10 protein-coding genes are annotated in these 12245 nt (G+C 77.7%); 2 read left to right on the top strand and 8 right to left on the bottom strand.

What is annotated here, in order from left to right; genetic code table 11:
- The first annotated feature begins 24 nt into the window (after positions 1 to 24).
- Positions 25 to 738: a hypothetical protein gene (locus ACI8AR_RS04640; protein ID WP_457049925.1), complete on the top strand. Its 714-nt coding sequence runs from the start codon at positions 25 to 27 to the stop codon at positions 736 to 738.
- A 48-nt stretch (positions 739 to 786) separates the two neighbouring features.
- Positions 787 to 1458, top strand: coding sequence for a hypothetical protein (locus ACI8AR_RS04635; protein WP_457049924.1), 672 nt, complete (start codon positions 787 to 789; stop codon positions 1456 to 1458).
- A gap of 86 nt (positions 1459 to 1544) precedes the next feature.
- On the opposite strand, the gene ACI8AR_RS04630 is transcribed toward ACI8AR_RS04635, so the two are convergent.
- From ACI8AR_RS04630 to steA, 8 genes are read right to left on the bottom strand one after another with little or no spacing between them, the layout of a single operon-like run.
- Positions 1545 to 2144 (bottom strand): NUDIX domain-containing protein, encoded by a 600-nt coding sequence (locus ACI8AR_RS04630; RefSeq protein ID WP_457049923.1) that lies wholly within the window; start codon positions 2142 to 2144, stop codon positions 1545 to 1547.
- Between the two features lies 1 nt (position 2145).
- Entirely contained in the window at positions 2146 to 3867 is a 1722-nt protein-coding gene (locus ACI8AR_RS04625; RefSeq protein ID WP_457049922.1) for a CTP synthase, read from the bottom strand.
- The gene (locus tag ACI8AR_RS04620) at positions 3860 to 6226 is read right to left on the bottom strand and encodes a hypothetical protein (protein WP_457049921.1); all 2367 of its coding nucleotides are present in this window, start codon (positions 6224 to 6226) and stop codon (positions 3860 to 3862) included. Before ACI8AR_RS04620 ends, ACI8AR_RS04625 begins: the two co-directional genes overlap by 8 nt.
- Positions 6223 to 7353 carry a glycosyltransferase family 4 protein gene (locus ACI8AR_RS04615; RefSeq protein WP_457049920.1) on the bottom strand — a complete coding sequence of 377 codons (1131 nt, stop codon included), beginning with the start codon at positions 7351 to 7353 and terminating at the stop codon, positions 6223 to 6225. Before ACI8AR_RS04615 ends, ACI8AR_RS04620 begins: the two co-directional genes overlap by 4 nt.
- On the bottom strand, positions 7346 to 8992 hold the full coding sequence (gene murJ, locus ACI8AR_RS04610) for a murein biosynthesis integral membrane protein MurJ (protein ID WP_457049919.1): 1647 nt from the start codon (positions 8990 to 8992) through the stop codon (positions 7346 to 7348). The genes ACI8AR_RS04615 and murJ overlap by 8 nt, the downstream gene beginning before the upstream one ends.
- Positions 8989 to 9813, bottom strand: coding sequence for a hypothetical protein (locus tag ACI8AR_RS04605; RefSeq protein ID WP_457049918.1), 825 nt, complete (start codon positions 9811 to 9813; stop codon positions 8989 to 8991). The genes murJ and ACI8AR_RS04605 overlap by 4 nt, the downstream gene beginning before the upstream one ends.
- Positions 9810 to 10760, bottom strand: a complete 951-nt coding sequence (locus ACI8AR_RS04600) for a copper transporter (RefSeq protein ID WP_457049917.1) — start codon at positions 10758 to 10760, stop codon at positions 9810 to 9812. Before ACI8AR_RS04600 ends, ACI8AR_RS04605 begins: the two co-directional genes overlap by 4 nt.
- Complete coding sequence (steA, locus tag ACI8AR_RS04595) at positions 10757 to 11893, bottom strand: putative cytokinetic ring protein SteA (protein WP_457049916.1); 1137 nt, start codon at positions 11891 to 11893, stop codon at positions 10757 to 10759. Before steA ends, ACI8AR_RS04600 begins: the two co-directional genes overlap by 4 nt.
- Between the last annotated feature and the right edge of the window lie 352 nt (positions 11894 to 12245).

Below are 12245 nucleotides of genomic sequence, written 5' to 3'. Positions count from 1 at the left end.
CCTGACCCCCGGGAGGACCCGCTGATGCGCCTGTACGCCGCCCGACCCGACCACCGCCTGCGCCAGGTGGGGGCCGACGCCGGACTGCTGGCCTGGGCCGTGCTGTGGGTGCTGGTGGCGCGCGCGGTGCACGGGGCGGTGCTGGCGCTGGCCGGACCCGGCCGGGCGGTGGAGGACCTCGGCACGTCGGTCGCCGACAGCATGGGCTCGGCCGCGGACGCCGCGCAGGACGTGCCGGTCGTCGGCGACGAGCTGTCCTCGCCCTTCGACGCGCTCGGCGACGCCGCGGGCTCCGTGCGGGGCGCCGGGCAGGCGGCGCAGGACGCCGTCGGCACGCTCGCGCTGGTCCTCGCCGTCGTCCTGGTGGCGCTGCCGGTGGGCTGGCTGCTGCTGCGCTGGCTGCCGTGGCGGCTGCGCTGGGTGCAGGAGGCGACGGCGGTGCAGCGGCTGGCCGCCGGCCCCGACCCGGACCTGCACCTGCTCGCCGCCCGCGCCGTCGCCACCGCCCCGCTCCCCCGGCTGGCCGCGCTGCCGCCGGGGACCGGCGCGGCCTGGCGGGCCGGTGACCCTGCCGCGGTGCGGGCGCTGGCCGCGTTGGAGGCCGGGCGGCTGGGGCTGCGGCTGCCCGCGCCGGACGCCGTCGGCTCCGGCGCCACGTCGTCCGCGCCCGGGCCCGGCGCCCCGTCGTCCGCGCCCGGGCCCGGCGCCCCGTCGTCCGCGCCGCCGCTCTCGGGTTGAGTCCGCGACCGGCGGTGCCGATGTCCCCTCCCGAGCCGGGAGGTGTCCGTGGGACGAGCGAGACGGCGGCGGAGCCCGTCGGCCGGCGGGATCGCCGGGCGGGTGGCCGCCGTGGCGGCGGTGGGGCTGGTCGCGCTGTCGGCGCCGGCCACGGACCTCGCCGCGCAGGTGACCGCGTCCTGGGCGCCGTTCCGCAACGCGGGCACCGCCGACGGTCCGGAGCCGGCGCGCGTCGCGGACGCGCCCCGGACCGTGGCGGACGCGCCGGAGCCGGTGGCCGACGCCCCCGTGCTCGCGCTGCCGGTCCCGCGCCGGCTGCACGTCGAGGTGCCGAGCCCGCTGGTCCCGCACGGCGAGCCGCTGCGGACCACGCCGCCGCCCGCGCAGTGCGGCGGTTACGGCAGCCTGCGCCAGCTGTCGCCGGGCGTCGTCCCCGGGGTGGGGTCGGCGACGGTGAGCTGGCAGGCCGACGGCCGGGGGTCCGTGCAGGGCTACCGGGTGACGGCGGTCAGCCAGCAACTGGTGACCGGTCCCCAGCCGGCGCCGCCGCAGGTGACCGTCGGGCAGCGCGGCGACTGCGGCGAGGTGACCGCGAGCATCGGCGGGCTGACCAGCGGCGTCCCCTACGTCTTCTGGCTCGAGGAGCTCGTCCTCGACGCCGGCACGCAGGTCACCGAGTACCAGCAGGTCGGCTGGTCCGGCCCCGTCGTCATCGGCTGACGCCGCTCGTCGAGATCGCGTGATCTCGTCGGCGACACGCCGGCCAACCCGCCGAGATCACGTGATCTCGACGGAAGCCGGCGCCGCTACGTGGCGTCGACGGGGCGCAGCCGCGGGCGCGCGGCGCGGTGCTGGGCGGCGGCGAGGAGGCCGATGACGGCGGCGGCGTTGCGGATCCGCCCGTCGAACACCCGCTGCACCGCCTCGTCCAGCGGCACCCGCTCGACGGTCATGTCCAGCTCCTCGTGCTCCACGGTGAAGCCCTCGGGCTGGTCGACGTCGGACAGGCCCTCGGCGAGGTAGACCAGCACCAGCTCGTCGCAGAAGCCCGGGGTGCTGAAGCTGGTGGTGAGCAGCGACCACCGCTCGGCGGCCATCCGCACCTCCTCGGCCAGCTCCCGCTTCGCCGTCTCCAGCGGCGGCTCGCCGTCGGCGTCGCGCAGGCCGGCGGGCAGCTCCCACAGGTAGCCGCCGACCGGGTGCCGGTACTGCCGGAGCAGCACGACCTGCCCGTCGTCGCCCAGTGCGACGACCGCGACCGCGCCCGGGTGGCGGACCACCTCGCGCACGCCGTCGCCGCCGCCGGGCATGGCGACGGTGTCCTTGACCAGCGTGATGACCCGGCCCTCGTAGACCGTCTCGCTGCCGAGGACTCGGTAGTCGCCGTCGGCGGCCGGCTCGGTCACCTCAGATCCCGACCTTCTCCGCCTCGGCCTCCACGGGCACCGGCAGCCGGGCCGACTCGGCGCGGTCGATGGCCGCGTCGACGAAGGCCGCGAACAGCGGGTGCGGGCGGGTGGGCCGGCTCTTGAGCTCCGGGTGCGCCTGGGTGCCGACGAAGAACGGGTGCACCTCGCGCGGCAGCTCGGCGAACTCGACCAGCAGGCCGTCGGGCGAGGTGCCGCTGAACACCAGGCCGGCGTCGGAGAGCCGGTCGCGGTAGGCGTTGGCCACCTCGTAGCGGTGCCGGTGCCGCTCGGTGATCTCGGTCGAGCCGTAGGCCGCCGCGGCCTGCGAGCCCTTGAGCAGGTGCGCCGGGTAGCTGCCCAGCCGCATGGTGCCGCCCAGCCCGCGCTCACCGGCGATGACGTCGACCTGGCTGGCCATGGTGGCGATGACGGCGTCGGGGGTGTCGGGGTCGAACTCGGCGGAGTTGGCCCGCTCGAGCCCGGCCACGTTGCGGGCGTACTCGATGACCATGCACTGCAGGCCCAGGCACAGCCCCAGGGTCGGGATGCCGTTGGTCCGGGTGTAGCGGATCGCGCCGAGCTTGCCCTCGATGCCGCGGACGCCGAACCCGCCGGGGACGCACACCCCGTCGACGTCGGACAGCGCGGCCGCCGCCCCCTCGGGGGTCTGGCAGTCGTCGGAGGGCACCCAGCGGATCTGCACCCGGGCGCGGTGGGCGAACCCGCCCGCGCGCAGCGCCTCGCTGACCGACAGGTAGGCGTCGGGCAGGTCGACGTACTTGCCGACCAGCGCGATCGTCACCGTCTGCTTCGGGCGGTGCACCCGCTCGAGCAGGTCGCCCCACACGGTCCAGTCCACGTCGCGGAAGGGCAGGCCCAGCCGGCGGACGACGTAGGCGTCCAGGCCCTCGCGGTGCAGCACCTTGGGGATGTCGTAGATCGACGGCGCGTCGGGGCAGGAGATGACGCCCTCGGCGTCGACGTCGCACATCAGGCTGATCTTGCGCTTGAGGCCGGTGCCGATCTCGCGGTCGGCGCGGCAGACCAGCGCGTCGGGCTGGATGCCGATGTTGCGCAGCGCGGCCACCGAGTGCTGCGTCGGCTTGGTCTTCAGCTCGCCCGACGGCGCGATGTAGGGCACCAGCGAGATGTGCAGGAAGAAGCAGTTGTCCCGGCCGATCTCGTGGCGCACCTGCCGGGCGGCCTCGAGGAAGGGCAGCGACTCGATGTCGCCGACCGTGCCGCCGATCTCGGTGATGACGACGTCGACGCCCTGGTCGTCGTCGGTGCCGGACTCGGCCGCGGCGAGGATGCGGGACTTGATCTCGTTGGTGATGTGCGGGATGACCTGCACGGTGTCACCCAGGTACTCGCCGCGCCGCTCCTTGGCGATCACGTCGGAGTAGACCTGCCCGGTGGTGACGTTCGAGCGCCGGCCGAGGTCGGTGTCGAGGAACCGCTCGTAGTGACCGACGTCGAGGTCGGTCTCCGCGCCGTCCTCGGTGACGAAGACCTCGCCGTGCTGGAACGGGTTCATCGTCCCCGGGTCCACGTTGAGGTACGGGTCCAGCTTCTGCATGGTCACCCGCAGGCCGCGGGCGGACAGCAGAGCGCCGAGGGAACTGGCCGTCAGGCCTTTGCCGAGAGAGGAGACAACTCCACCGGTGACGAACACGAACTTCGTCGGCTGGGAGTTGTGGAGGAGCCCGCGATCACGCATTCCAGGTCGACCCACGGGAACCCACCGTAACACGATCCGGGTCCTCGCCCCGGTCACCGGCGGGCACGCCCCGCCGGCCCGGCGCGGTCGTGGCCAGCGTCACCAGCAGCGGCACGAGCAGCGCGGCGGCGGTCGCGGGCAGCGCGACGCCGGAGTCGTTGACCGCGGCGCCCAGCGCCAGGCTCAGCGCCGCGGCGACCAGCCCGGCGCGCAGCACGGCGGCGTCGGCCGGGCGCAGCCCCGAGCCGCCGTCGCGGAGCAGGCCCGGGCCGCGCAGCAGCGCCGGCCGGCGGCCGCGCACCAGCCAGACGGCGGCCACCAGCGCCACCGGCAGCATCCACGCCAGCGCGCTGCCCAGCAGGATGTCGACGTTGGCCGACGCCTTGCGGCTGACCACCGTCCACGCCTCGCCGGTGAGCAGCTGCTCGACGAACCGGCCGAGGTGGCTGCGCTCGGCGGCCGGCCGCAGCCAGTCCAGGAACGCCAGCGTGCCGACGGCGACCACCCCGGCGCCGAGCACCGCGGCCAGCCGCACCACGGTCACCCGCACGCCGCTGAGCAGCATGGCCAGCAGCAGGAAGCCGGGCAGCACCGCGAGCACGCCGCCGAAGTCGCGGCCCAGTCCCGGCGCGCCGACCAGCGCCACGGTGACCAGCCCGGCGCCCAGGACCACGGCGCCGGTGACCCGCCGGGCCCGCCGCCCGCCGTCGTCCCGCCCGGCGCCGGCGCGGCGGCCGGCCGCGGTGGCGACGACGGCGGCGCCCACCAGCGCGGCTCCCGACAGCAGGCCGGAGGTGAGGTTGCCGTAGCCGGTGAACCGCCCGGCGACGATCGCGTCGTAGCCGAGCAGCCCGTTCAGCTCCAGGGAGGAGCCGGTGAGCACGTCGGCGACCAGCGTGCCGACGGTGAGCGCGAGGACGGCCAGCGGCGGCCCGCCGCGGCGCCGGCGCCACGGCCCCAGCAGGGCGACCGCGACCACCGCGGCGTCGGCCACCAGCAGCGCCCCGGCCAGCGCCCACCGCGGCGAGCCGGCGCGCTCCCAGGGCAGCAGGCCGGCCAGGTAGGTGGCCACCGGCAGCGCCGCGGCCGCCAGCGCCGCGAGCGCCAGCACCGGCCGCATCCGGGCGCTCGGCCGCGCGGTCCGGGTGAGGCCGAGCACCAGCACGCCGAGGACGACGACCGCGGCCTGCACCGCCACCAGGGCCGTGAAGAACGTGCCGGTGCTGCGGTGGTGGCTGACCGCGGCGGTGTTGGCCCGCTCCAGCTGCGCGACCGCCTCCGCGGTGGCCGGGTGCCCCCCGGCGACGGTGAGCGGCTGGCCGTTGACCGACGCCGGCTGCTCGAGGCCCAGCGCGCGCAGCACGGTCGGGGCGACGTCGATGAGCTGGGTGAACGGCGCCCGGCCGGTGCTCGCCGAGGTGAGCCACCCCGGGCCGGTGAACCCGGGGCCCGAGGCGATGCCCACGTGCAGCTGCGGCCGGCCGTCGTTGACCTCCGAGACACCCTGCACCAGCAGCAGCGTCTCGCCGGGCAGCGTGTCCACGGCGGCGCGCAGCCGGGCCACCTGCTCGTCGACGGCGGCCAGCGCGGCCTCGCGGGAGACCGGGTCGGTGCCGGTCTCGCTGCCCTCGGGCGCGGGCACGCCGGCGTCGACCAGGCCGTCCAGGGAGACCAGGGTGAGCGGGCAGGGCTCCAGCAGCGCGGCCAGCGCCGCCGGGTCGGCCGGCAGCGCGTCCTCGCGGGTCAGCCCGACCCCGGGCGCGGCCACGGCCAGCGCCGCCGCCCGCCCGACGACCGTCGCGCAGCCGACCGCGGCACCCAGCGCACCGGGCTCGGCGCCGAAGCGGGCGCTGGCGTCGTCCTCGGCGACCGCGCGGACGGCGCTGAGCGGATCGGCCAGCCCCACCTCCGCCAACCGCTCCTGCAGCCCGCAGTGCGACAGCTCGGGGCTGGCCGGCGGCCCGGCCGGCACCGGCTCCTGCGAGGGGGCCGCGCCGGGCCCGCCGGGGACGTCCGGCGTCGCCCCCGGCAGCGGCACGGTGGGCAGCGGGACCATCGGCAGCATCTCGTCCGGCGCCGGGAAGCGGGCCCGGTTGCCCGCGCCCAGGGTGGCCCAGCCGTCGAGCAGGCAGGTGGTGGAGCGGGCCGCGCGCACCGACACCGCCCCGATCGGCGAGCTGTCGGCCAGCTCCCACAGGGCCGGGGTCCGCTCGGGGTCGACGTCGTCCCACACCAGCCCGGGCACGCCGACGACGAGCACCCGGTCGGCGCGCCGGCCGTCGTCCGCCGCCGCTGCCCCGGGCAGCCCGAGGGCGAGCAGCGCCAGGAGCACGGACAGCAGGGCGGCGGCGCGCCTCACCGCGGGGGCCCCAGCAGCTCGCGGTAGACGGCGGCGAGGGTGCGGGCGGTGGCGGCCTCGTCCGGCCAGCCCGCCGCCTGCGCCCGCCCGGCCTCCGCCAGCGCGGCGGCGCGGGCGGGGTCGGCCAGCAGGTCGGCGACCGCGCCGGCCAGCGCGGGGGCGTCGCCGGGGGGCACCAGCACCGCGCCGTCGCCGAGCAGCTCCGGCAGCCCGCCGGTGCGGGTGGCGACCAGCGGCGTGCCGGCCCGCAGCGCCTCCTGGGCGGTGAGCGAGCGCGCCTCCCAGCGGGAGGGCAGCACCACCAGGTCGGCGGCGGCCAGCAGGTCGGCGACGTCGTCACGGCGGCCGAGCAGGGTCACCGGCAGCCGCTGCGCGGCGATCCGGGCGGACAGCTCGGCCTCCAGCGGGCCGTCGCCGGCGATCGCGACCAGCGGCGCGGGGTCGCCGGCCACTCCCCGGGTCAGGGCCGCGGCGGCGTCGAGGAGGACGTCGTAGCCCTTCTGCGGGTGCAGCCGGCCGACGGCGAGCACCAGCGGCCGGCCGTCGGCCAGGCCCAGGCCGGCGCGGACCTCCTCGCGGGCCCTCCGTGCCGGCGGCAGCGCGGGCGCCGACACCGGCGCCACCCGGACGTCGCGGGCGCCGAGGCGGCGGGCGTTGTCGGCGAGGTCGCCGGAGGCGGCCAGCACGACGTCGGCGGCACGGACGGTGGCCCGCTCGGCGGCGGCCAGCACCCGGCGCAGCGGGCCGGAGCGCTCGGGCAGCGCGTTGTGCAGGGTCACCACCAGCGGGCGGCGCGGGCCGGTGCGCACCGCGACGGCGGCGACCAGGCCGGCGCGCAGCCCGTGGGCGTGCACGAGGTCGGCCCCGGCAGTGGCGCGGCGCAGCGCGAGCACCGCCCGGGTGTCGGCCAGCGGGTCGAGCCCGGCGGCGATCTCCACCGGGGTGAACCCGGCGGCGGCGGAGAAGCCGAACAGCGCGTCGGTGGCCGCGGGCCCGCAGACGGTGACCTGCGCGCCGGCGGCGGCCAGCGCGGGCAGCACCGAGCGTAGGTGGGTGCCCACACCGCCGGTGCTGGTGGCGAGCACCTCGGCGACCCGGCGGCCGGCCAGCGGTCGGGCCTCAGCCACCGTGCACCTCCGTCCCCCCGGGCGTCCGCAGCGCGCGCACCGCCGCGGTCAGCGGGCGGCGCGCCGTCCCCATCATGACCGCCGCCGCCACCGCGGTCACGGTCGCCGCCGCCAGCAGCCCCGCGCCCACCGCGCCGAACAGGGACCCGCCCGGCACCGGGTCGGCGCCCAGCGCCCGGGCGACCGCCAGGCCCGCGGCCGCGCCCGCCCCGGCGGCGAGCAGCGCGGGCAGCCCCAGGCGGGCCAGCCCGGCCAGCCCCGCCGACCCCGCCGTCCACGCGGTGACGGCGAGCAGGCCGATGCCCGCCGCCGTCACGCCGACGCTGTGCCCGGCGGCCAGCGCCAGCGCCCGGTCGGCGGCCGGCAGCGCGGCGGACAGGACGACGTCGGCGGCCACGGCGAGCAGCCACCCGCCGAGCACGCACGCCGTCGGCGCCTTCCACAGCCCGCGGGCGTACAGCGCCCGGGTGAGGACGGCGACCAGGCCGTAGCCGACCAGGCCCGGGGCGAAGGCGACGACGGCGTCGCGCAGCGCGGCCACCCGGTCGTCGCCGCCGTCGACGAGGAACACCCGCGCCATCGGCCCGGCGACGGCGGCCAGCACCGCGGCGGCCCCGGCGCTGGCGACCACGACAAGGGCGGTGACCGGCGCCAGCGCGCGGCGGTAGCCGGGCAGGTCCCCCACGGCGGCGCGCTCGGCCATGAGCGGGTAGGCGGAGGTGGCCAGCGGCACCGCGACCGCGGCCCACGGCACGAGGAACAGCGTGAGCGCGGCGGTGTAGGCGACCTGGGTGCCGTCGGGCCCGTCGCCGGCCAGCCGGATGGCGACCGCGGCCACCAGCTGCTGCCCGGCCAGGGTGAGCACCCCGGCGACCGCCAGCCGGCGCACCTGCGGCGCCGCGCCCACCGGGAAGCGCAGCGCGGGCCGCAGCCCCAGGTGCAGCCCCCGCACCGGCACCAGCACCGCCAGGGCCAGCGCCAGCACGCCGAGCGTCGTCCCGACCCCGAGGACCAGCTCGCCCGTCGTCGTCAGGTCCTGCACCTCGCGGCCGCCGTCGGTCCAGGCGAAGGCGGCGTAGGCGGCGGCGACGACGACGCTGGACAGCAGCGGCGCCAGCGCCGGCCAGGCGAAGCGGCGGTGGGCCTGCAGCACGCCGGTGGCGACGACGGCGAGGCCGTAGAGCACCACCTGCGGCGCGAACACGACCAGGAAGCGGGCGGCGAGGTCGACCTCGGCGGGGGTGCCGCCGCCGAGCAGCAGCTCGGCGACCGGGTGCGCGAGGAGGGCGAGCAGCGCGGCCAGCGGCGTGAGCACCAGCAGCGTCCAGCCCAGCAGCGCCGAGGCGGTCCGGCGGACCTGCTCGCGGTCCCCGGCGGCGATGCCCCCGGCCAGCATCGGGACGACGAGGGAGGCCAGCGCCCCGCCCGCCACCACCTCGAAGACGATGTTCGGGACGGTGTTGGCCGCGGTGTAGGTGTCGCCGGTGCTGTCCGCGCCGACGGCGTTGGTGAACACCAGCGTGCGCCCGAAGCCGGCGAGGCGGGCCAGCACGGTGAGGACGGCGATGAGCGCGGCGGCGCCGGCGACCCCCTGCGCGACGCGGCGGCCGGGCGGCCGCACCGCCGGTCCCGCGCTCACGCCGGGCGGCGGCCGAGCCGGTCGAGCTCGCGCAGGCCCGGCGTGGCCTCGATGACCCGGGTGAAGCTGACCCGCTCGCTGGCGAGGGTGAGCGCGGTGACCGCGGCCAGCAGGCCCGCGCGCGCCGGGCGCGAGGGGACGGCGGCGGCCCGCAGGCCGAGCAGCGCGCCGAGGGCGTTGGCGCCGGCGTCGCCCAGCATCACCCGCTCGCCGAGGTCGGCGGGCAGCACCGCCAGCGCCGCGCCGAGCGGGCCGGCGGCCAGGCCGCCGGCCGGGCCGCGCAGGCCCGCCGCGGCGGCGAGCGCACCGGCTTTGGCGGCGCGGCCGGGGCGCAGGTCGAGCAGGTTGACCAGGTTGGCGGTGCCCGCGACCAGGCCGGTGGTGAGCACGGCGTCGGCGAGCCCCCGGTCCCGGCGGGTCAGCAGAGCGGCGACCGCGGCGGCCGCGCCGATGCCGGCGACCTTGACCGCGCCGGCCGACACCCGGCCGGCGCGCAGCGCGGCCAGGTGCCCGGCGAGGCCCTTGTCCCGCGCCTGCTCGGGGCGGGCGCCGGCGAGGTCGTCGTAGCCGCCGACCAGCCCGGACACCGCCCCGGCGACGACGGCGGCGGCGCGGGTGCCGGCCGGGGCGCCGAGCACGGTGCCGGCGGTGGCGGCCGCGGTTAGCGCTGGCCCGCCGAGCAGGGTCACCGGGCGCCCGGCGTAGTTGGTCCGCCGCCACGGGGCGCCCGCGGGGCGGGCGTCGAGCGCGACCGCCCCGGCCAGGCCGGCCCGGACCGCGGCCGCCCCCGCGAGGGCGAGCAGGAGCCGGCGCCGGGTCACGGCGTGGTGGCCGGCACCGGCGGGACCGGCTGGGTGTCCTCCCCCGTGCCGTACTTGCCGGAAGTGCCCTCGCGCTCGCGGCCCAGCGCCAGCACGGTGCTGATCTGGCCCGAGGGGCTGGTCACGTTGTCCACCGAGGAGACCGCCGCGGAGACCTCCGGGTCGGCGCGCACGACGCCCACCAGGCCGTTCTCCCCCGCCGCGTCGGCGTCGCCGGCCACGACCGCGCCCGAGCCCTCGGCGTCGAGGGCGGTGACCAGGTCGAGCAGCACGTCGTTGCGGTCGGCGGCGTCGTCCCCGGTGAGCGCCCCGGCGGTGAGCACCACGGCGAAGTCGGCCGGGGTGACCGACGCGGAGTCCTGGGAGAGGACCTCGAGAGCCGACAGCCCGGCCAGCACGGTGGACACCGCGGCGGTGTCGGGGGCCGGGGTGCCGTCGGTCGGGACCATGAGGACCTGGGCGAGCAGCGCGCCGACCAGCTGGCCGGTGTCGTCGGTCTCGGGCAGGGTGACGCCGGCCGGGCGGCCCGGGCCGGTCACGTAGCTCTGCAGGCCGGGCTCGCTTGCCGGGTCGCTGTACTCCGGCGCCAGCGAGAGCTGCCCGGTGATCGTGCCGCCGGCCTCGGTGACCAGCGCGGTGACCTCCTCGACGGTGTCGGTGGTGACCTCCTCGGAGGCCTGCACCAGCAGCACGCTGCGGCCGGTCAGGGCGCCCTGCACCAGGGTGGGGGCGACGGCGGACTCGAAGGCCTGGTCGGTGTCGACCTGCGCCTGCAGCTGCTGGGTGGTGTCCTCCAGCGCGCGCTTGTCCTCCTGCAGCGAGGTGACCTGGCCCTGCAGGTTGTCCAGCAGCGGGCCCGACAGCTGGGTCGCGCCGATCACCAGCCCCAGGGCGATCGCGAGGAACACCGCGATCAGGGAGACCAGGTGGTACCGGAAGTCGATCACGAGAAGAGGTTCTCCAACCAGAACACGAAGCTGTCCCACTGGTCGACCAGCAGGTCGAAGTAGATCCGCCCGGCGGTGGTGACGGCCAGGGCGGAGACGATGGCGACGAGCGCGGCGAGCACGAGCACGACCAGGGCGGCGGTCGAGATGCGGCTGCGGTAGAGCCGGCTCACGCCCTTGGCGTCGACCAGCTTGCCGCCCAGCCGCAGCCGGGTGAGGAAGGTGGAGGCCATGCCGCCGCGGCCCTTGTCGAGGAACTCCACCAGCGTGGCGTGGGTGCCGACGGCGACGATGAGCTTGGCGCCCTTCTCGTCGGCCAGCAGCATCGCGATGTCCTCGCTGGTCGCCGCGGCCGGGAAGGTGATCGCGTCGACGCCGAGGTCCTGCACCCGCTTGAGGCCGGGGGCGCGGCCGTCGACGTAGGCGTGCACGACGACCTCGGCGCCGCTCTTGAGGACGTGGTCGCTGACCGAGTCCATGTCGCCGATGATCATGTCCGGCGAGTAGCCGGCCTCGATGAGCGCGTCCGCGCCACCGTCGACGCCGATGAGGACCGGCCGGTAGTCGCGGATGTAGGACCGCAGCGCCTGCAGGTCCTCCTTGTAGTCGTAGCCGCGGACGACGACGAGCACGTGCCGGCCCTCGATGGCGGTCTGCACGTCGGGCACGCCGACGCCGTCGAGCAGCAGCGCGCGCTCGCGCTTCATGTACTCCATCGTGTTGGTGGCGAACGCCTCCAACTGCGTGGACAGCCCGGCCTTGGCCTCGGCCATCGCGGTGGCGACGGTCTCCGGCGTCTGCTCGGTGCCCTTCGCGACGGCGCCGCCGTCGGGGCCGTAGAGCGTGTCGCCCTCGACGCGGACCTGCGCGCCCTCCTTGAGCGCGCCGAACACGTCCTTGCCGACGCCGTCGACGAGGGGGATGCCGGCCGCGGTGATGATCTCCGGGCCCAGGTTCGGGTAGCGGCCGGAGATGCTGGGGGCGGCGTTGACGACGGCGCCGACCCGGGCGGCGACGAGGGAGTCGGCGCTGACCCGGTCGATGTCCACGTGGTCGATGACGGCGATGTCGCCGGGCCGCAGGCGCTTGGTGAGGTTCTTGGTGCGACGGTCCAGCCGGACGGTGCCGCTCACCCCGGGTGCCGCCTCCTGGGCCCGGCTCCGTCGCAGGGTGCCGATGCGCATTGGCCGATGGTCCCACGCACGCCCTCGGCGGCTCTCCTCCGACGCGCAACTGCAACGGCCTGGTCACGCAGGGTGTCCGACACCACGGCAGACGCGACACGCCCGGCACGCACGCCCCACCAGCACCGCTCCATCCCCCCACGGGGCTGTCTAGCGTTGCCCGCTGTGACACGTTCGGCTCCTGCTGCCAGCATCCCGGCGACCCGTCCCGGGGCCGCGGAGGAAGGGCCGGAGACGACAGCTCCCCCGCACATCCGCGCGGTGCCGGGGGGCCCGGCGCCCGCGCCGGCTCCCGTGGGCG

This window comes from Geodermatophilus sp. SYSU D01036, assembly GCF_054050435.1.
Note: the sequence above shows the minus strand (reverse complement) of the source record. Positions and strands in the feature narration are given on the sequence as shown.